The organism is Sphingobium sp. AP49 (genome assembly GCF_000281715.2).
Lineage (GTDB): Bacteria > Pseudomonadota > Alphaproteobacteria > Sphingomonadales > Sphingomonadaceae > Sphingobium.
Map to the genome: position 1 here is coordinate 3,755,001 of NZ_CP124576.1, position 20,239 is coordinate 3,775,239.

General features: G+C 64.9%; 17 protein-coding genes (1 of these 17 running past the window's edge). 1 reads left to right on the forward strand and 16 read right to left on the reverse strand.

Annotated features, from left to right (window positions below; translation table 11 throughout):
• The 12 genes from PMI04_RS17930 to PMI04_RS17985 form a co-directional block, all read right to left on the reverse strand.
• Positions 1–222, reverse strand: the 5' end (the start) of a protein-coding gene (locus PMI04_RS17930; protein ID WP_007707587.1) for an FAD-dependent oxidoreductase. It extends 1,431 nt beyond the left edge of the window; only the first 222 of its 1,653 coding nucleotides appear in the window; the start codon lies at positions 220–222; the stop codon falls past the left edge of the window.
• Between the two features lie 39 nt (positions 223–261).
• Positions 262–1,335, reverse strand: a complete 1,074-nt coding sequence (rutA, locus tag PMI04_RS17935; protein ID WP_007707590.1) for a pyrimidine utilization protein A — start codon at positions 1,333–1,335, stop codon at positions 262–264.
• A gap of 5 nt (positions 1,336–1,340) precedes the next feature.
• Positions 1,341–2,120: a pyrimidine utilization protein D gene (gene rutD, locus PMI04_RS17940; protein WP_007707594.1), complete on the reverse strand. Its 780-nt coding sequence runs from the start codon at positions 2,118–2,120 to the stop codon at positions 1,341–1,343.
• On the reverse strand, positions 2,120–2,503 hold the full coding sequence (locus PMI04_RS17945; protein ID WP_007707597.1) for a Rid family hydrolase: 384 nt from the start codon (positions 2,501–2,503) through the stop codon (positions 2,120–2,122). Before PMI04_RS17945 ends, rutD begins: the two co-directional genes overlap by 1 nt.
• Positions 2,503–3,231 (reverse strand): pyrimidine utilization protein B, encoded by a 729-nt coding sequence (gene rutB / locus PMI04_RS17950; RefSeq protein WP_007707600.1) that lies wholly within the window; start codon positions 3,229–3,231, stop codon positions 2,503–2,505. The genes PMI04_RS17945 and rutB overlap by 1 nt, the downstream gene beginning before the upstream one ends.
• 127 nt (positions 3,232–3,358) lie before the next feature.
• Positions 3,359–4,549: a dipeptidase gene (locus tag PMI04_RS17955; protein ID WP_007707604.1), complete on the reverse strand. Its 1,191-nt coding sequence runs from the start codon at positions 4,547–4,549 to the stop codon at positions 3,359–3,361.
• Positions 4,546–6,126: a serine hydrolase gene (locus PMI04_RS17960; protein WP_007707607.1), complete on the reverse strand. Its 1,581-nt coding sequence runs from the start codon at positions 6,124–6,126 to the stop codon at positions 4,546–4,548. The genes PMI04_RS17955 and PMI04_RS17960 overlap by 4 nt, the downstream gene beginning before the upstream one ends.
• Positions 6,123–7,256: a hypothetical protein gene (locus PMI04_RS17965; RefSeq protein ID WP_007707611.1), complete on the reverse strand. Its 1,134-nt coding sequence runs from the start codon at positions 7,254–7,256 to the stop codon at positions 6,123–6,125. Before PMI04_RS17965 ends, PMI04_RS17960 begins: the two co-directional genes overlap by 4 nt.
• A complete protein-coding gene (locus tag PMI04_RS17970) occupies positions 7,253–8,296 on the reverse strand; it encodes a DUF1611 domain-containing protein (RefSeq protein WP_007707614.1) in 1,044 nt (347 codons plus the stop codon). The genes PMI04_RS17965 and PMI04_RS17970 overlap by 4 nt, the downstream gene beginning before the upstream one ends.
• Positions 8,297–8,310: 14 nt before the next feature.
• Positions 8,311–10,485 (reverse strand): TonB-dependent receptor, encoded by a 2,175-nt coding sequence (locus tag PMI04_RS17975; RefSeq protein ID WP_007707616.1) that lies wholly within the window; start codon positions 10,483–10,485, stop codon positions 8,311–8,313.
• A 173-nt stretch (positions 10,486–10,658) separates the two neighbouring features.
• The gene (locus PMI04_RS17980; RefSeq protein WP_007707619.1) at positions 10,659–11,666 is read right to left on the reverse strand and encodes a dipeptide epimerase; all 1,008 of its coding nucleotides are present in this window, start codon (positions 11,664–11,666) and stop codon (positions 10,659–10,661) included.
• Between the two features lie 2 nt (positions 11,667–11,668).
• Entirely contained in the window at positions 11,669–13,651 is a 1,983-nt protein-coding gene (locus tag PMI04_RS17985; RefSeq protein ID WP_007707621.1) for a serine hydrolase domain-containing protein, read from the reverse strand.
• Positions 13,652–13,823: 172 nt separating this feature from the next.
• On the opposite strand from PMI04_RS17985, the gene PMI04_RS17990 reads away from it, so the two are divergent.
• The gene (locus PMI04_RS17990) at positions 13,824–14,471 is read left to right on the forward strand and encodes an XRE family transcriptional regulator (protein WP_007707624.1); all 648 of its coding nucleotides are present in this window, start codon (positions 13,824–13,826) and stop codon (positions 14,469–14,471) included.
• A gap of 73 nt (positions 14,472–14,544) precedes the next feature.
• Here PMI04_RS17990 and PMI04_RS17995 read toward each other — a convergent pair whose 3' ends face one another.
• The 4 genes from PMI04_RS17995 to PMI04_RS18010 all read right to left on the reverse strand — a co-directional run bounded on the left by PMI04_RS17995 (position 14,545) and on the right by PMI04_RS18010 (position 20,192).
• A complete protein-coding gene (locus PMI04_RS17995) occupies positions 14,545–14,838 on the reverse strand; it encodes a DUF3325 domain-containing protein (RefSeq protein ID WP_007707627.1) in 294 nt (97 codons plus the stop codon).
• On the reverse strand, positions 14,835–16,412 hold the full coding sequence (locus tag PMI04_RS18000) for a PepSY-associated TM helix domain-containing protein (RefSeq protein WP_007707631.1): 1,578 nt from the start codon (positions 16,410–16,412) through the stop codon (positions 14,835–14,837). Before PMI04_RS18000 ends, PMI04_RS17995 begins: the two co-directional genes overlap by 4 nt.
• The gene (locus tag PMI04_RS18005; RefSeq protein ID WP_007707634.1) at positions 16,409–16,717 is read right to left on the reverse strand and encodes a hypothetical protein; all 309 of its coding nucleotides are present in this window, start codon (positions 16,715–16,717) and stop codon (positions 16,409–16,411) included. Before PMI04_RS18005 ends, PMI04_RS18000 begins: the two co-directional genes overlap by 4 nt.
• Positions 16,718–16,949: 232 nt before the next feature.
• On the reverse strand, positions 16,950–20,192 hold the full coding sequence (locus PMI04_RS18010) for an amidohydrolase family protein (protein ID WP_283184815.1): 3,243 nt from the start codon (positions 20,190–20,192) through the stop codon (positions 16,950–16,952).
• Positions 20,193–20,239: the final 47 nt, after the last annotated feature.

Sequence of the window (20,239 nt, forward strand, 5' to 3'; positions counted from 1 at the left end):
GGTGGTGACCGGTGCCTCATGATTGAGCCCATCGCGCCGCACGACATCGATCGCGCCTTCCAGCACCAGCCAGGCCGGGGCATCCCGTTCGCCGATCGCATATACCGTCTCGCCGGCCCCGAAATCCCGCACCGGCCCACTCGCGAAACGACGCGCCGTCGCTATCTGGGTCGTGGTCAGGACGGGAAACATCTGATGTTCGCGGGTGCTGGCGATGCTCATCGGCTACTCCGGTCTGTCGGTCGGGACATCTCAATCGCGTCAGCGGGCCGTAATGCCCTTCCGGCTCTGCATCAGTGGCTGGATCCGGGTACCGAAGGCATCCACGCCGGCGATGAAATCATCGAACGTCAGCAGCACGCCACCCGTATTGGGCACCTGCGCCATCTCGTCCAGCATCCGTGCGACACTGGCATAGGACCCTACCAGCGTCCCCATATTGATGTTGACGGCCCCCTCCGGCGCGGCAAGCTGACGGACATTGGTATCGCTGTTGACCTGGTCCTTAGCCCCCTGCGCAGCCAGCCACGCGATCGCCTCCAGATCGACCCCGGCATTGTAGTTCTGCCACCTCGCCATGGCTTCCTCGTCCGTTTCCGCCGCAATGATCATGACCAGCACGAAAATCTGCACATCGCGCCCGGTCTTCGCCGTCGCCAGGGCGAGGCGTTCATTATTGAAGGCAAAAGCGGTTGGCGTGTTGACGCCCTTGCCCAGGCAGAAGGCATAGTCCGCCCATTTGGCCGAAAAGGCGAGCCCGGCGTCGGACGAACCGGCGCAGATGATCTTCATGTCGCCGGTCGGCTGCGGCCAGACCCGGCAATCGTCCATCTGATAATAGCGGCCCTTGAAGTCGGACGTCCCGCTATCCCATAATTCGCGCAGGATGCGGGCATATTCGTCGAGCACATCATAGCGGTTGCGGAAATGCTCGTCGCCGGGCCACAGCCCCATCTGGGTATATTCCGGCGGCTGCCAGCCGGTGATCAGGTTCAGGCCAAAGCGGCCATGGCTGATCGAATCGATGGTGTTGCACATGCGCGCGGCAAAGGCGGGCGGAATGACCAGCGTCGGACAGGTGGCGAAGATCTTTATCCTCTCGGTAACCGCCGCCAGACCCGCCATCAGGGTAAAGCTTTCCAGCCCATAGTCCCAGAACTGGGTCTTGCCGCCGAACCCGCGCAGCTTGATCATCGACAGCAGGAAATCCAAGCCATGTTTCTCGGCCCGCAATGCAACCTCCTTATTGAGGTCGAAGCTGGGCATATATTGGGGGGCCGTCTCCGAAATCAGCCAGCCATTATTGTTGATGGGGATGAAAACGCCGACCTGCATGGCTGCTAGCTCCTGAGGAAGTCGAGGACGAGGGTGTCGAAGGTTTCGGGATCGGTCACATTGCAGGCATGGCCGCCCGCCATTTCCACCATCTTGACGCCGGCAACCGCGCGAAAGGCGTACGACGCGCTGGCAGGGACCAGCATATCGTCCCGGGCGGCGAGCACCAGGATGCGGGGCGGCAGTTCAGCCAGACGATCGGCAATATCGAAACCGGCCAGCGCCGCGATCCGCTTCTCCATCGTCGCGATGCCAGGAAAGCTCGCCAGTTGATGTGGCAATTCCGCGTCCAGCTCGCCGCTGTGCTGGCTGATCCAGTCCGCCGGGTAGAGGAAAATCGGCTGGGCACGCAAAAAGGCGTCCACGCCGGCATGGCGCAACAGGGCCAGACGCGCCGCGAAACAGCGCAGGAAATGGGGATCGGCGCGCGCCCAGCCATTGACCACGACCAGCCGGTCCAGCCGTTCGGGTGCCTTGAGCGCCAGCGCCAGCCCGGCGACACCGCCGGCCGCATGCCCCACGACATGCGCCCGTTCGATATCCAGCGCGTCCATCAGCATGATGATGTCATCGGCCAGATCCTCGACCCGGACATCGTCCGGCAGCAGCCGGTCGCTGCGCCCGGTGCCGCGATGATCATAGGCAATGACGCGATGCCGTGCGGACAGGGCAGACAGATTGGGCGACCAGTAGCTTGCCGATCCGCCAAGGCCCGACGAGAGGATCAAGGGCACGCCGGCCCGATATCCATGGTCTTCATAATAGAGGCCAGCGGCGACCGGCATCAGGCGAGATGCGCGACGCTGGCGATTTCCACCAGGCAATCGGGCTTCACCAGTTCCGCCTTGATGCAATAGCGCGCCGGCTTGGCGCCCGGGAAATATTCGGCATAGACCTGATTGAAGGCCGCATAGTCGCCCAGATCCTTCAGAAAAATATGGTTCATCGCGATGTCCGCCATGGTCGCGCCCGCAGCGTCCAGCGTTAGCCGGATCACGTCCAATATGTGCCGGGTCTGTGCGGCCGCGTCGCCGACATGCAGCACGACGCCGCCCTCGCCCAGCGCCAGGACACCCGAAACATAGATGATATTGCCAGCCCTGGCCGCCGCCGAATAGGGGGCGATCGGGGTCGGGAATTGCGGCGGGTTGATGGGGTCAAAGGGCATTATCGGCCTCCTTCGGGCGCTTGGCCGACACTGCCGCAGAAATCCGCGACGCAGCTGACCCAGCCAAAGAATTTCTCGACATTGTAGACCGTCGCCTGGCGGACGAAATCGGGACCCAGATGATGGGTGGCATCCTCCAGCATCACACTGAAATATTCGAGATGGAAAGCATCGCGGAGTGTCGATTCGACGCAGACATTGCTGGCGATGCCGACGAAGATCAGGGTCCGGATGCCCCGCGCGCGCAGGATGCTGTCGAGCTGACTGTTGAAGAAGGCGCTGTACCGCGTCTTGTGCACGCGAATGTCGCCGGGCTGGGGCGCAAGCGCATCGACCAGTTCATAATCCCATCCCCCGCGCGCCAATAGCTGGCCTGCCAGGTCGGGCCGCGCCCGCATTGTCTTGAGGGCGTTCGACTTGTGCCAGTTGGGCGAACCCGGGCCACCTGCCTCGACATAATCGGCATCCCAGCCATTTTGCAGCAATATGACCGGCATTCCTGCGGCCCGTGCGGTGTCCAGCACCCGGCCGATTCGACCGATCACCCCGGCCGCACCAGCAATGTCGAAGCCGGCCAGATCGACATAGCCCCCCTGGGAGGCATAGGCGTTTTGCATGTCGACAACGATGATCGCACTGCTCGCCGGATCAATCCCGATCGGCTCGGGACGGGCGGGCAATATGACCGACATGGGGCCGATCGAAGGCGGATGAACGACGCTCGCCATGGTGCGGCCCTTTCTCCAAAGGCCAAGCTTCCTCGAACCGCATGACAGATGCAAGCGGGCTGAATAGGGAACGGCAGGAGCGCGCCGTTCAAGGCCCGCCCCCGCCGTCGCGCCCTATCGCGTCGCCCTATCGCGTCGCCCTGTCGGCGGCGATGCGAACCAGGCGCAGCACATTGCCGCCCCACATCTTCCCCAGGTCCTGGTCGGAATAGCCGGCCTGCTTCAGCCGCTGGGTAATGCGGGGGAGCTGGGAAATATCGTTGAAGCCGGTGAAGCCGCCGCCGCCATCCCAATCGCCCGCAAAACAGACATGATCGACACCGGCAACCTCGATCACATGCAGGATCATCGCCATGTAACGCTCGAAATCGGTGTTCCAGAGCGGCTGGGTGCGGTCCAGTTCACGCCATTGCCGGGTCAGTTCGACCTGCTCGGCCGGGCTGAGATCCGAAATATGCTCATAACGCGCGAACAGCGCTGCCCGTGCGCCGGCCAGGTTCAGGTCCGAAAGGAAGATGGTGCTAATGCACATCGCCCCGCCGCTCGCCGCGAGCTTGCGGATACGGTCGTCGTCCAGGTTACGCGGATGGTCATAGGCCCAACGCGCGCTGGAATGGGACAGCAGGATCGGGGTCTTCGATTCCGCCAGCATCTGATCGAAGGCGGCGTCCGACGCATGGCTGGCATCGATCACCATTCCGAGCCGGTTCATTTCCTTTACCCAGCGATGGCCAAGCGGGCTGAGACCATCCCATTTCGGCTTGTCGGTAGCGGAATCGGCGAACTGGTTGTTGGCGCCATGGACTGGACCCGCGAGCCGCACGCCGCGCCGGTAAAATTCGTCGAGCAGGCCGATATCCTCGCCCAGCTCATAACTATTCTCCATGCTCTTGAAGGCGATCAGCTTGCCTTCGCGATGGAGCCGCTCGGCATCGTCGGCCGTGAGCGCCGGGGCGATCCGCCCCGGAAAGGTGGCGACGGTGCGGTCGATCAGGTCCGACCGGCCACGCGCATAGGCGAGCGCGGCGGCATAGCCCTCCGCCGTCAAAGGTCCCTGCTCGGTATAGATGGCGAAGAAGCCGCCGCTGAGCGCACCATCCTCCATCCGCTTCATGTCGACCTGGACCAGATCGGTGGCCGGATCATGCGGCTCGCCAAAGCTCCAGCCCGGTCGCGCAAAATGCATCGGCGTGTCGATATGGGTATCGAGCGAGAGCAGCCGGGCATGAAGCGCGGCGACATCATCCGGCCTGCGGTCCGGTCCGGTGGTCGCACAGGCGGTGAGCAGCAGCAGGGACAGGAGGGATGCGCGTTTCACTTGCCGGTCTCCACAGGCCGCAGGTCGAGATCCTGATAATCATAGCTGAAATCGGCGATCGGGCTTTCCGCCTTCATCGAGACGCGGGCGACCTTGCCGTCCGCGTCGAGCGCGAAGGTCACATAGGCCGGCTCGATCCCCTTGTCGTCGAAGCGGGTGACGAAGCTGTCATATTGCCAATGATCCAGCCGCCCCGCCATGCGCGGGGTGGTGGTGAAATTGATGCGCAGCCCCTTGCCCTCGCGGGTGACGACGACATCGCCATACCAGGGATCACGATAGGTCCCGACATAGCGGTCGAGCGGCAGCGACGGCCCGACCCTGGCCGGGGCCGCGCGCGCGCCGGCCAGCGCCGCCTTGCCGCCGGCGATGCGCTGTTCCATGAACTGGCCGAAGCGCGCCGGCCAGTCCTGATCGGGAAGCCCCAGATAATGGTCGACCAGCATATGGGCGACGCCGCGCAGCAGTGCCACATCCTCCGAATTGACGACGACGGCGATACCGACATCCTGGTCGGGCAGCAGGATGATATGGGTGATCGATCCGAACACCCCGCCGCCATGGGACAGGATGCGGGCGCCATGATAATCCGACACTTCCCAGCCGAGCGCATAGGTGGTGACATGGGAGGCAAGCGGCGCCAGACTGGGCGGATAGGCTTTGGCGGGCTCGATCGTCGCCGGCTTCCACATCTCGGCCGCCTGCGCTTCGCTAAACAACCGCCCGCCACCGGGCAGCGCGCCCCGGCCAAGCTGGATCTTGAGCCATTGGGCGAGATCGTTGGCGCTGAGCGCCAGACCACCGGCCGGCATCGCCGCCCGGCCCAGTTCCTCCCGCTCGTCGAGCAGGGAATTGGCGCCGTCGCCGCGCACCGCGCCACCGATCCGGGCATGGGGGAAGGCGCGATCGGGCGTCGCCCAACGCGCTTCATAGGTTGCCGTCGCGCTGGCCATGCCACCGCGTTTCAGCACCTCCTGCGTCATGAAATCTTCCCAGCTCCGCCCGCTGACCTCCTCGATCAACTGGCCGGCGACCATGTAGAGGATATTGTCATAGGCATAGCCTGAGCGAAAGCTGGTGGTCGGCTTGATATAGGCCAGGCGCTTGACCGTTTCCTTGCGCGACAGGCTGCCGCGCGGAACGAACAGCAGGTCGCCCGCTCCCAGGCCCAGGCCGCTGCGATGGACCAGCAGGTCGCGCACCGTAATCTCGCGCGTGACCCAGGGGTCATACATGCGGAACCAGGGCATGTGATCGATCACCCGGTCATCCCAGCCAAGCTGGCCCTGGTCGACCAGGATGGCAAGGGCAGCGGCGGTGAAAGCCTTGCCCGTGGAGCCGGTCTGGAAAATGGTATCGGCATCCACCTTTGCCGGGTCGCCCAATTTGCGCATGCCCCAGCCCTGGGCCAGGGTCGTCTGGCCCTTTTCCACAATGGCCACGGCAATCCCGGGTGCACCGACCTGCGCGCGCAACGCCTCGACCCGTTCGACCAGGCCTTTGGGCGGTTCGGCCAGGGCGGGACCGGCGAGGACGAGCAGCAGCGCAGGCAGGCCGCGAAGCAGACGCTGGGTCATGACAGCATTTCTCCGGCAAGCGGGGTGGACGGGCGCCGCAGCAGCCGGGCAAGCCCGATCGTCAGCAACGGCGCGACGAAGACGAGGAGGAACAGCCAGGCGAGGAAGCGATAGCCGCTGGCGATCAGGTCGATGAGGCCGATGCGGTTGGCAACGGCCATGCAGAGGGTCAGCAAAAGAATGCCGATAAGCGCGCGGGCACCCGGCCCCAGATCATGGCCGCGCCGCGCCTGGACGACGCCTGCGATACGCTCGTTGATGGCATGGACCGCGCCCGCGCCGCTTTCGAGCAGGGCGCCAAAGATCATCAGCTGGAACAGCCAGTGGAAGGCGGGAATGTCGAGCTGGCGCAGCAGGAAGTCGGACGGCAGCGTCTCCACGCCAATCGCCGGATAAAAGGCGACCATGCAGATGAAGAAAAGGATCGCGGGCAACATGGTGAGCGGGCCGGCGATGAGGCCAGCGATCACCGCATCGCGCTGGCTGGTGAGGTGGCGCAGGACCGGCAGGATCACCACGGCGCCGACGATATTATAGCTGGCATAGGTGGCGCCGCCGAGCAGCCAGCCGGTGGTCGGCACCGTCGTCGAAAAGCCGACGGCGATGCGGTCGCCAAACGTCCAGAGGCCGAGCAGCAGGAACAGCGCATAGACGGCGTAGAGCAGCAGCGAGACATATTTGAACATGCGCTCGACCGCGCCGGTGCCAAGCGCCGTGATGACGATGATGCCGATGGCGAGCAGCAGCGTGCCGACAAATGCAGGCATGCCGATCAGCGCATGGCCGATCGCCCCGGCGGTGGCGCCGAACACCGCCAATATGAGGACGACGAAGATGACATAGGCCGCCTCGAACGCGATCCAGCCGGGACCGAGCAGCGCGACGAAGAAGGCGCGATAATCATAGGCCTGGACCAGCCGTGCATAGGCAAAGGTGACGGCCGCGATCAGGCTCCAGAGCAGCGCGGCGAAAATCATGCCGAACAGGCCGCCCCACGGCCCGCTGGCCAGGAAATATTCGGCCAGCTCGCGGCCGGTGGCATAGCCGCCGCCAATGATCACCGCCTTGAGCGCGAACCCTGGCAGCAGGAAGCGCTGAAACCAGCTGGATCCTGCCGCCGCGCCGCTCATGCTGCTGCCAGACAATAATCGACCAGCGCGTCGAACGCCGGGCCGCCGCGCATCGGGTCGGCGACCGGCAGACCCAGCCGGGCGCTTTCGCTGGCAATCAGCGCATCGGCCTCCGCCGCGCTCAGCGCCGCGGTGTTGAGGCTGATGCCGCCGCAGCGGATCGCCGGGTTGGTGCGCTGGCCAAGCAGGGTCGTCAGCTCGACAATATGTTCGATGCTGGTCAGCATGTAGCCCGCTGTGCCCAGCATCTCGGTACGGCCCGGCTCATGGCAGACGACGAAGACATCCGGCTGGCTGCCGTGCAACAGGCCGAGCGACACGGCGGCATAGGCGGGATGGGTCAAGGCGCCCTGCCCTTCGATCACATCCCAATGATCGGGCGCGGCATCGGGCGACAGCAATTCCGCCGCGCCGGCCTCGAAATCGGAAACGACCGCGTCCATCGGGATGCCGCGCCCGGCGATCATGATGCCGGTCTGGCCGCTGGCACGGAAATCGCTGTCGATACCCCGCGCGGCGAAAGCCCGCGCGAACGCGAGCGCGGTATATTTCTTGCCCAACGCGCAGTCGGTGCCGACCGTCAGCAGCCGCTTGCCGCTGCGCCTGCGCCCGGTCGCCACCGGGATCTGCGCCGGCGGTACGCGCACGTCGATCAGGCGGCGGCCAAGCCGCTCGGCCACCTGCGCCAGTTCGGGAATGTCGGCGAGCTTCATGTGCATGCCGGCGATGATGTCGAGTCCGGCCTCCAGCGCTTCCACCAGCGACGCGCGCCACAGCGGCGGGATGACGCCGCCGGGATTGGCGACGCCAATCACCAACCCCCGCGCGCCCCTGGCCACGGCCTCCGCAGGGGTCAGGCTGGGCAGGCCGGTGCTGACGCTCGCGCCGCAGGCCAGTTCGCCCACGCATTTGTCCGCCGCCCAGTCGCGCAGGCCAAAGGCGGTCTTGGCAAAGCCCGCCTCGGTCGTGTCGCCCAGGAAGAGCAGATAGGGCTGGGGCAAGGCCAGCGCATCTGGGCGCAGGTCGAAGGGCGCGTTCATGATTGGGGCTCCGTTCAGAATGCCACGTCGATCGCCAGGCCCAGCGTGCGGGGCTGGAGCGGCACGGTCGACAGATAGCCAGGATTGGTGGTGGCGACGCTGGTGGTTATCCGCCCCTCCTCGTCCGTGAGGTTGCGGGCATAGAGGCGCAGCGTCCATTTGCTGTCAAAGGTGATGCCGGCGTTGAGGTCGAGCGTGGCATAGCCATCGACCGGCACCGACAAAGGCGAGCTTTCCACCGCCGAGACGCGATCCCCGACGATGCGCAAGGCACCGCCTAGCCGTGCCTGGACAGAGCTGCCGACCGCAAAGCGGTAATCGGCCGTCATCGCAGCCGACAGTTTGGGCACGTTGGGCAACCGATCGCCATCGGTGCAATTGTCGGTCGTCTGCGTGCAGCGCGCGTCGGTATAGGCGAAGTTGGCGCCGACGCTGAGGCCCCGGACCGGTTCGATCAGCAGCGAGGCCTCGGCCCCCTTGCTGCGCGCCTTGCCGGCGTTGACCAGGCCATTGATGCCGGCCGCGAAGGCGGCGGACACCTGCAGATCCTTCCAGTCGAGCAGGAATGCGGCCGCGTCGAAGGTCACCGCGCCGTCCAGGAACCGCGCCTTGATGCCGGCTTCGTAGCTGGTCACCCGTTCGGAATCGACGGTCGAGGGAAAACCGGGGAGTGCGATGTTCGGTCCGCCGGGACGATAGCCGCTGGCGACGCGAGCATAGAGCATCATGTCACGACCAAGATTGAGCTGGGGACTGATGCTATAGGTCAGGATCTCCTCGTGCGACTTGCCATCGCCGCTGCTGTCCAGCCCGGCCAACGGGATCTGCGTCACCTGGGTGAAGGTCTGATCGTTGCGCGCCCAGCGCAGACCGCCCGTCAGGTGAAACAGGTCGCTGAGCTTCCAGGTCGCATTTCCGAAAAAGGCATATTCCTTATAGGTGTTGGGCAGTGCGACCACCGCGAAAGGATCGATCCCCGGAATCGGATTGCCGTCGAGGTCGAGCGCGTTCACGAGCTGGTCGTGATGATTGTCCTCATCGGTGTAGAAGAAGCCCAGCATCCACTCCAACGTGTCGCTGGAGGCAGAGGTCAGCCGCAGTTCCTCGGTCCATTTCTTCTGGTGCAGCCGCGCCGGATAGATCGCATAGCCACCCCAGAGCACGCCATAGATGCGCGACGCATCGCTGGTCTCCAGAATCTTGAGCGCACTATAGGCGGTGGTGGAACTCAGCTCGGCAAAACCGAAATCATAGGCGATGCTGCCGGAATAATATTGGAAGTCGCTGCTGAAGGGTTCGTCGAGCTGGCTGTTGGTGCTGAGGAACTGGGCGCCCGGTGCCAGCGCACTATTGTTCATCCCTTCATAGACGATGCCGAAATTATCGGAATCGACCGACTGCCACAGGCCGCTGAGCTTGATCGTCAGCGCCGGGTCCGGCTGCCACAGCAGGGCGACACGGCCGCCCTCCTGCACCGCCTTGTTCACATCCTTCTTTCCGGTCAGGATATTGTCGATATAGCCAGGCGTCTCGCGCCGCGAATAGCTGCCGCTGATCGCGAGCTGGTCGGTGACGATCGGCACACTGATCATCGCGCCGCCCGCCCAGCCCATATCGCTGGCATGGGCAATGTCGAACAGCTCGGCACCACCCCGCACCGACAATTTCTGCAGGTCTGGCTGGACCGTCACATATTTGAGCAGGCCGCCGATCGAACTGGCACCATAGAGCGTGCCCTGCGGTCCGCGCAGCACTTCCAGCCGCTCGACATCATAGGGCAACAGATCAAGCGAGAAGCTCTGACCGCGATTATAGATGCCGCTCGACCCGATCGGTGCATCGTCGAGATAGACGCCGACCGTGGCGCTCGGCCCGATCGGCGCGACGCCGCGCAGCGACAGGGTCGACCGGCCCGGCGAACCGCCATTGTCGACCTGAAGGCCCGGCACATAAGCGGCATAGTCGAGCAGTTGGGAACCGCCGCTCTGCAGCATCTGCTCGCCGCCCACGACGCTAATCGAGATCGGGACGTCCTGCACCCTTTCGGCGCGCTTCTGCGCGGTGACGATGATCGCATCATCGCCGGCCATCGCCGCCTGCGGCGCGGCATCCTGCGCCAGCGCCAGCCCCGGCAGCAGAGCGCTGGCGGCTGCGGTCATCATCAGTGTCTGCATGATCCTGTGCGTCATCGTGGGTCTCCCCCCTGGAGGTCGATGGTCCCCGGCAGTCCGCGTGCATCGCGATCCCGTCCGGTCGTCACATTAATTTTCTAATTGGGATGATTTATCCTAATTAGAAAATTGTCAATCCTGATTTGAAAAATAACTGTCACACATCGGGCCAGCCGAAATCAGACCCGGCTTCAGGCAGCGAGATGGCCCCAGACGGCGTCGCTGCATTCGATGTCCCCGTCGCGATAGGCGATGCCGGGCTGGCGATCGGCGGCGAGGAAGGTCGGGCCGTCAAGATCGACGACGTCGCAATATTGGCCGACCAGATAGGCGGGCGCCGTGGCCAGGCTGGTGCCCATCATGTTGCCGACCATCACCCCCAGACCCAGCGCGCGGGCGCGTCGGGCCATGGCCAGCGCCTCGGTCAGGCCACCGCATTTGTCGAGCTTGATGTTCACCACGTCGAAGCGGCCGGGCATCGCCTCGATATCAGCGAGGCTCAATATGCTTTCGTCGGCGGCGATCGGGATCGGTGAGGCGAAGCCGTCCAGATCCGCCTCCCGCCCGCGCGCCAGCGGCTGCTCTATCAGGCGAATGTCCCATCGCTCCATCGCCCGGACCAACGCGGCCAGGTCGGCGATGGCATAGCCCTGATTGGCGTCCACGCCGATCCAGCAATCCGGCCGCGCCGCGCGTACCGCCTCCACACGGACGATGTCGAGATCGAGATCGCCGGTCAGCTTAAGCTTGAGCGCACGGGCATCGGGGAAGGTCTCGACCGCGCCGCGCGCCATCACCGCCGGGTCATCCGCACCCAGGGTGAAGGTGGTGCGCAGCGGTCGGGGCGGCGACAGACCGGCCAGTTTCCAGACCGGCACGCCGCTTGCCTTGGATTCCAATTCCCACAGCGCACAGTCGAGGGCGTTGCGGCCGCCGCCCGGCGGCAGGGCCTCTTGCAGGGCCGCGCGTGACAGGCCGCCCTCGATCGCCGCGCGCGCATGCTCGATCGCCGCCGTCATCGCGGCGACATCGTCGTTCAGATAGAAGACGCCGCCGCCCTCTCCTCGTCCGACATGGAGGCCGTCGGACAGACGGACCTCCACCACCGGGCTTTGCAGGAAGACATGGCCGGCAATGCGGAACGGCTTGGCATAGGCGAAATTTTCCGCCCGCACGTCTAGGGTAAGCCGGTGCACCATCGTCAGAAGGCCGTGCCAAAGCTGATCAGCTTGAACACCACAGCCACCCAGAGGATGAAGAAGGCGCCCAGCAGCAGCAACAGGCTCCACAACTTGCCGAACCAGCCGCGTTTGCCCTTCCATACCCGCCACATACTCCAGGCAGCGAGCGCAAACAGGCCGATGAAGCCGATCGTGCCGAGGATCTGGAGCAGCAGGATCGGCAGGTCGAGTGCGGCATGGGCATCGAAATTCTCGACGCTCATCACCACGGCGGCCCAGCCAACCAGCACGGCCATGACCAGCCAGGCAAAGCCGCGCACCAGTCGATAGGCGTGCCGATCCTGCCCTGTCAGCGCCAGCACCGCGCCATAACGCCGCCGCGCGAACCAGCCCACCGGCCAGGACAGCGCCGTCAGCAACACCACGCCGATGCCGAACAACAGGCCCGGGATCAGCCAGGCGCCGGTGGCGTACCAAGGCGTCCGGTCAAACACCATGAAGGGCGAGACCATGTTGAAGCTCCAGCGAACGACCTTGCCGTCGACCACCTGCGCCGCGACCCTTTCATGGCCATAGGCATCCTGCCAGACGAATGGCGCAACCTCGATCCATTTGCGCGGCGCCCCGCCCAGCGACGGTACGCTGGGAATCGACGGGCGGCCATCGGCATCCAGGCCGATCTTCGCCTCACCCAAAAGATAGACGATCGAGGCGAAGCTCGATTCCACCCGGCGACTGTTGCTCCAATTGCCGACCAGCAGCTTGGCATGCGCCTTGGCGGTCGACAGTTCGACCGGCACCGGACGCGGTCCAGGGCTGAGATAGCGATCCACAAATTCATCCATCAGCGTACCGCGGATCGCGCCTGCCGCCCCTTCCTTGCCGGGGCTGTTCATCGAGATGAAAATGCCGACCTTTTCCACCGGGAAGATCAGCAGATCGCTGTGAAAATAGACCGTGTCGCCACCATGGGCGAGCGCGCGATGCCCGTCGATCCACTGTTCGTAGAAGCCCAGCGCCATCTGGTTGAGGCCGGGCACGCTCTTGTTCTGCGCGGCCTGCATCAGCCTTTCGGTCTCGGGCTTGAGCAGCGGCGCGCCGCCATTGAGATGTGCGATCATGAATTTGGCCATGTCGGCGCCGCTCGCGGCCATGGCGCCGGCGGGTGCGAGACCGATCTCCTCATAGCGTTCGGCCTTGCCCGAGCCCAGTTCATAGCCCTGCGACATATAGGGCTTCAGATTGGCCGGCAGCGGCTGGCGGAAGCTGGCATGGCGCATGCCGATCCGCTGGAAGATGTTGCGCTCGACATAGTCATCGAACGGCACGCCCGACACCCGCTCGACGATATAGCCGGCCAGTGCCGTAGCATAATTGGAATAGGCCGGGGTCGATCCGGGCTCGAAAATCCGCTCGGGAATCCGATCCTTGAGCGTATCGCCCAAGGACTTCAACGGCTTGTCAAAGGTCAGGAGATTCTTGATGATCTCCTCGAAGCCGGCAGTGTGCGTCATGATCTGGCGCATCGTGATCGGCTTGCCCTTGTAGGGCGGCATCTTGAAGTCGAGATAGTTGTTCACATCGGCGTCGAGATCGATTTTGCCGGCCTCCACCTGCTGCATCACGGCGGTCCAGGTGAACAGCTTGGACGTCGAGCCGGGCCGGAACAGGGTCGTGGCGGGATCGACCGGCTTGCGCTTGGCGACATCGGCGTAGCCGAAGCCACGCTGGGTCAGCACCTGGCCATCCTTGACGACGACCACGACGGCGCCGGCGACGTCGCCGCGTCCCAAAGCATAGGGCATATAGCCATCAAGCCAGGTGTCGACGTCCGCCTTGGTCAGCACCCCGTCCCCGGCCTGAACCGGCGGGGTCGCGGATGCCTGCTCGGTCCTGGTCGCGGGCTGCGGCAGGAACGAGGATGTCTGTTGGGTCAATGCCGGGGCGGCGGCGGCAAGGCCGAGCAGCGTCGCCAGTCCCCATTTGAACGAGTGCTTCCACATGCGATTGCGAGCCCCTTTCCTACTTGGCCTCCCTGGCCATCGACCGATTGCGTCCCTTGGCGGATCAGTTTATTCTGTTGCCTGATATGAAACGAAACCGTCCTGATTGAGACATAATGATCCTAATAAGAGAATTGTCAAATTTGTTGCGCAATCGATCAGGAGACGCGGCATGACGCAGACGCAACCGACGCTTGGCACCCTGCTCAAGGCCATGCGGGCGCGTAACAACTGGACGCTCAAGGAAATGAGCGACCGCAGCGGCATTCCGGTGTCGACCCTGTCCAAGGTCGAGCATGACCGGCTGACGCTGACCTATGACAAGCTGCTGCAACTCAGCCAGCGCCTGAACATCCGCATGTCGGAACTATTCGCGGAAAATGACCCGACGCCCGAGGTTGCGGTCACTGCGCGCCGCAGCCTTGGCGATCTGGCCCGCGCGGTGCGGGTGAACACCGCCAATTACGATTATTTCTATCTCTGTACCGAATTGCGGCGGAAGCGGATGATCCCGGTGGTCACGCGGGTCCGCGCCAAGTCGGCCGAGGAATTTGGCGACCTCGTTCATCATCCTGGCGAAGAGTTCATCTTCGTGATTCAGGGCCGGATCGTCGTGCATACCGAATTCTACGATCCAGTGACGCTCGAGGAAGGCGAATCAATCTATATCGATTCGAACATGGGTCACGCCTATGTCGCGGGCGATGGCTGCGACGAGGCCGTGATCCTGGGCGTCTGCTCCAGCGCCGACGACGGACTGATGAACTCGCTGCTCAACCTGCACGGGGAAGAGAATGAGCGGGAGGCACTGCCAGGCTGACACCGCCCGCCATTAGGACGACAGCGCGGCAGGAGCGGGCAGCCGACACGCCCATACCTCGCGCTGTCGCCCCTCATTTCCTGGATCGGGGCGCCTGGCGCGATATTTTCAGATTGAGACCGGCCAGCACGCCAGCGGCGGCGACGGTCAGATGGCCGCACCACGCGACCGCGCCATAGCCGGCCCCAAGCCCCGCCAGGTCCATCGCCAACGCCACCAACAGAATGGCGGCGCCGGTCCTGCGCAGCCGTCGGCTCGCCACCGCGTCCAGCGACCGACCGACAAAGTCCTTCTGGTGGCGCGCCATCGCCGCGCACAGGCAGGCGAAGGCCAGGACGCAGGTGCCGATTGCGAGAATATGGATCATGCGGTGACCAGTTCTTCCTGCCGCTTGCGGCCGCGTCTTGGCGCGACGGCCTCCTTGGCTTGCCCAGCCTTGCGCGCGGCAAAACCAAAGCCCGTCGCCAGGACCAGCATGACAAGGTCAAATCCGACGAACAGCCCGTCGCCGGTGACCAGGCCCGCCACCAGATTGCGGGGCACGGTCAGGGCGTTGATGACCGGCACTGCGGCGAACAGCGTCGCGGCGATGCCCAGGCTTTCGGCCCAGGCCCGGCGTTCCGGGCGTGCGATAGCCCAGACCAGCGTCCCGCCCCACAGGATGAACAGGCAGTGGATCTCCCAATCCGCACGGCCTTCCATGCCCAGCGGCAACAGGCGATTGGCCAGGAAATAGGCGGCTATGCCTGCGGGCAGGCCGGCGATGGCGGCGATGTTCAGGCGACTGACGATCCGGAAGCCGGCATGCGGCCTTGCTGGATCAGGCAGCTTCGCCCGGCGCTTGACGGTCCACAGGACCAGCCCGCTGCCAACCATGACCGCTCCGCCTACCCCCGAGAGAAAATAGAGCCAGCGCAGTCCCCAGCCGGCAAAGCGTCCGGCATGCAGGCCGATCATGACGCTCTGCGTCGCCATCGCCGCGCCCTGCGGCGCGCTTGCATCCCGCAGCGCGCCGTCGCTCGCCGCAAAGACCAGGCTCTCTCCCCGCGATCCGATCGCGCCACTGGACGCACGGGTCAGGGTGATGGTCGCATCGCGGTCTCCGGGATGGACGACGCGCACCGATCCCACATCGGCCCCGCCCCAGCGCTGCGACGCGGTCGCCATCAACGGTCCGACGGGCACCAGCGGCGCGCCGAAACCCGTCCGCTCACGCTCGTCGCCGCCCGGGAAAACCTGTTCAAAGAAAGTGTCGGCAGAGGCGTAATTGGCGGCGATGCCCCAGGGCATATATTGGGTGGCGAGCGTGACCAGCCCGGTATAGGTGATCATCAGGTAGAAGGGCAGCGCGAACACCGCCGTCACATTATGCGCGTCCAGCCAGCTACGCTGGCCCTTGCCGAAACGCAGCATGAAGAAGTCGGCAAAAATCTTCTTGTGAGTGACGATGCCAGACAGGATGGCGATCAGCATGAACATCGCGGCGACCCCGACCAGGTAGCGCGCCCACATCACCGGCATATAGTGCAGGTCGAAATGGAAACGATACAGGAAGAAGCCGCCCCGCGTCTCGCGCGCAGTGACCGGCTGCCCCTGCCCGTCCAGCGTGGCACTGGTCTCGCTGCGCTTGCGGCGCTGGGGCGCCTGCCCCTCCACCTTGCGGGGCTGCCAGAATAGCTCGACCGTCGGGCTGCGCGCCGATGGCGGCGAAATGAACCAGCTTTCCGCGTCCGGCTGCGTCGCCTGCAGATAGCCGATCGCCGCCTGGGTCGCGGCGATCCGATCGGTCGTGCCATGAACCTCCGGCTTCATCCAGCGGCTGATCTCCTCCTGGAAATAGGCCGCCGTTCCGGTAACGAACATCGCGAACAACAGCCAGCCGAGCAGCAATCCCGTCCAGGTGTGCAACCAGGCCATCGACTGGCGAAGCCCGTCCTTCACAGCCGCCCTCCGATCGCGATCGACATGGCCAGCGCACCGCCCAGAACGGCGGTCGCACCGGTCATCCACACCCAGACCCGGATCGTCGAGCGCGCATGGAAAATGGTCATGGCGATCAGCGCGAAGATCGCGAAGGATGCCAGGGTCGCGGCGATGCTGGCCTCAGCCGCCGCCATCGGCAGGTGGCGCGCCAACAGGCCGGTGATGATCGCGGTCAGCCCGTAGTTTAGCGGGATCGCGGCCAGGACCCGGCTGGCAACAGCCAACCGGTATCCGGGCAAGGTGGCTACCTTTGCCGCACCCATCAGAACTTGCCCCGCACCGTCGCCAGCCCGGCGCGGTCACGCCCGCTCATTCTCCTGAACACAAATCCCTCGCCCATTAATGATAATGACTTGCAAGAGCGCAATATGAGACAGTGGCGGTGATGTCCATAGCTAAATGGCGATGTCATATCGTCATCACGGCGCCTTTCCGTACGCCGCCCTCCCGCGGCGGCGGCGGGGGATCAGGCGCCCGGATGCGAAACCGATGGCTTTACCGCGGAACCGCTGCGCTTCCCCGTTCGCTTGAAGGCAACAGGTCACCCCCGTCGAACCAGGATCGTTCCAGCTTGGTCGGCGTCGGCCAGATCTCGTCCAGCGTCGCCGGGTCATAGATGCGGCCATTCTTCATCACCGCCGCAATCTTCTGTGCATTGGCGATGTCGGCCAGCGGATCGGCATCCAGGATCAGCAGGTCGGCGAACTTGCCCGGCACCAGGCTGCCGACATCGTCGCTATGGCCGATGACTTCCGCCGACCCGATCGTCGCCGCCTTCAGCGCTTCCATCGGCGTGGCGCCGCCGGCGGCAAAGGCCTGCAATTCCCACTGATAGCCCAGCCCCTGCATCTCGCCATGGCTGCCGATGCCCACCAGCCCGCCCGCGCGCTGGATCGCCACCGCATCCGCCGCGATCAGCTGCCAGCTCTGCGCCTCGGGCGGCAGCCAGTGGCGGTTGCGCAATTTCTCGCTGACGATGCCGCCCGGCACGAAATGGGTCCATTTCGCGTCGTCCTGCGGCCGCTTGTTGATGATGAAGTCGAACAAAGCCGGGGTCGTGCCATAGGCGACCGAGATGGTCGGCGTGTAGCTGGTGCGGCTCTGCGCGAACAGGCGCACCACATCCGCGCGCAGTGGCGACACCGGGATGCTGTGCTCATTGCCCGAAAAGCCGTCGATCGCGTGCGTCAGGTTCAACACCATGTCGCTCGCGCCTTCGGTCGTGGGCATCATCCCCAGCTCGGCCGCCGCCTCGACCATATATTGGCGCTGGGCGCGGTCGCCGATCATATAGCTCTTGATGTTGCGCGTGCGATAATGGTCGCGATAGCGGGTGAGGACGTCGATCGCATCCTGCTTGCTGCGGATCTCGGCATTGACGAACACGCCCGGTCCGGTCGACCAGGCGCGCGGCCCGCGCATCATCCCCGCGTCGATCATGTCCTGATAGGCGAAGACGTCGGTGGTGAAGGGCTGGACGTCGAGCGCGGAGGTCACGCCAAAGGCCAGGTTGGCGGCAAAGTCCCAATGGCCGCGTTCCTGAATGCCGCGCCGGATCTCGAACCAATGGGCATGGGTGTCGACGAAGCCGGGGACGATGAACTTGCCGCCGACATCGCGGATCGTCGCGCCCTGCGGCACGGCGACCGATCCGCTGACGCCGACCGCGACGATGCGATTGTCGGTGATGACGATGTCGGCATTGCGGATCACATCCTGCCCGCCCGCCATCGGCATGACGGTCGCGCCGCGCAGCACGACGCTGCCCTGCGGCACATCGCGCGGCAGTTCGACCGGCAGGACAAAGCTTTGCGCCTGCGCCTCGGCTGCACCTGGCACCGCGCTCAGCGCCTGCGCGGTCGGCAGCCGGCGAAAGGTCGATCCCACCGACCAGCTGACGGTCGCGCCCTTGTCCGCCCAGTCGATGAAATCGGCACCGACCCGCGTCAGCTTCTGCCGCGCGACGGCCGGCATATCCAGATTGACCGTAGCCGGCTCGCTGCCATTGGCGGGCGGGATATCGACCAGATAGGCCTGGCTGAACGACTTGATCAGCGCATGGCGGCCGTCCGGGCTGATCCGCACATCCTCGACCGGCGCGGGGCCGGGGAAATATTGGCCCAGCCCATGGGCCAGCACGCGCAATTCCAGCTGCGGTTCGCCGCCGCCCAGCGGCACCGACGACAGGCCGGCCGGGCTATAGAAATAGAGCCGGCCCGCATCCTTGCCGAACTGCGGCTGGCGCGCACCCATGCCATGGGCGATCAGGCGGGCTGCGCCACCACCGGCGGGCATGGCGATAATGTCGGTCGGGCGCGACGGGTCGATTTCCGATATTGCGCGCAGCCGGTCATAATGGCTCGCGCGCAGCGCCACCACGCCGTTGCCGTCGGGGCTGAAGATCGGCTCGCTGTAGAAGGCGGGAAATTGCGTCAGCCGGCGCGGCGTACCGCCGGTCGCCGGGATGGTCCAGACATGGCCGCCATCCTTGGCGGTCCAGCTGACATAGACGATCGTCTTGCCGTCGGGCGACCAGCTGGGCTGGAACGCATCGGCCGCGACAATGCGTTTGGGTGTCATGTTCGCTGTCAGCTTCTGGACATAGAGGCCGCCCAGCGCGGTGAAGGCGACGCTCTTGCCGTTGGGTGACTGGCGCGGCGCCTGCACCACGCGGACACGGACCGGCCCCTCCTCTTCCTTCTGCCGCACCCGGGTCAGCGGGCCGAGGCCCAGCTGCACATTGGCGGTGAAGGGAATGTCGCTCAGCGTGCCCGATGCGATGTCCAGCCGCTTGATCCCGCCGCCCACGCTGATCAGGATCGCCTTGTCGCCCGGCATGAAGCTGAAGCGCGGCAACAGGTCGGCATAATAGCCGCCATCCTGGCCGTCGCGGTCGATCGGGAAGGCGATCCACTTGTCCTCGCCGGTCTCCAGGTTGCGCAGGCGCAGCCCGTCCTGCTGCCCGCCCCTGGCGGTGCTGCGGCTGGCATAGGCGATCAGCCTGCCGTCATGCGACAGCGCCGGGCGCATCGCCCCGCCGGCCGACTGGATGATCGTCTCGTCCTGCCCGTTCTTTAGGTCGCGGCGCGCGATCGACCAGTTGGGCAGGTCATTCTCGGTCCAGGTATGGCCGCGCTTGGTCGCATAATAGACATAGCGGCCGTCGGGCGCGGCGACCGCGCCCATCGCGTTCATCTTGGCGTCCCAATTGTCGGGCGATCCCGCCTTGGTGATCTGGACGCCGCTGCCGCCATCCTTGTCATACATGAACAGCTCGAACGCCAGAATCGCATGGACCGTGCGCGAGACATAGACATAGCGGCCGTCGGGCGACCAGGCAGGCGAGGCATAGATGGCGACCGACTGGTCCTGCGACAATTGCTTGAGGCCGGTGCCGTCGACATTGGCGATCCACAAATTGGTGACGCCCGACCGGTCGGAGAGGAAGGCGAACTGCTTGCCGTCGGGGGAAAAGACCGGGTTGCGCTCGAACGCCATGCCGGTCAGCAGCGGCCGGGCGGTACCGCCGCCTGCGTCCAGCGCATAGATGTCGCCCAGCAGGTCGAACAATATCGTCCGGCCATCCGGCGAAATATCCGGCTGCATCCAGGTCGCCTCATGCGCGTCATAGCGCAGCGTCCGGGTGGGCGTCAGGCTCAGTCCTTTGCTGTCCTGCGCCTGGGCAGGATAGGCACAGATCAGGGAAGCACCCAGCAACAGGGAGGCAAGAGAACGCATCGCGGCCTTTCGGTCAGGAACTAACGGGGCAGAAATGAAGGGGCCGC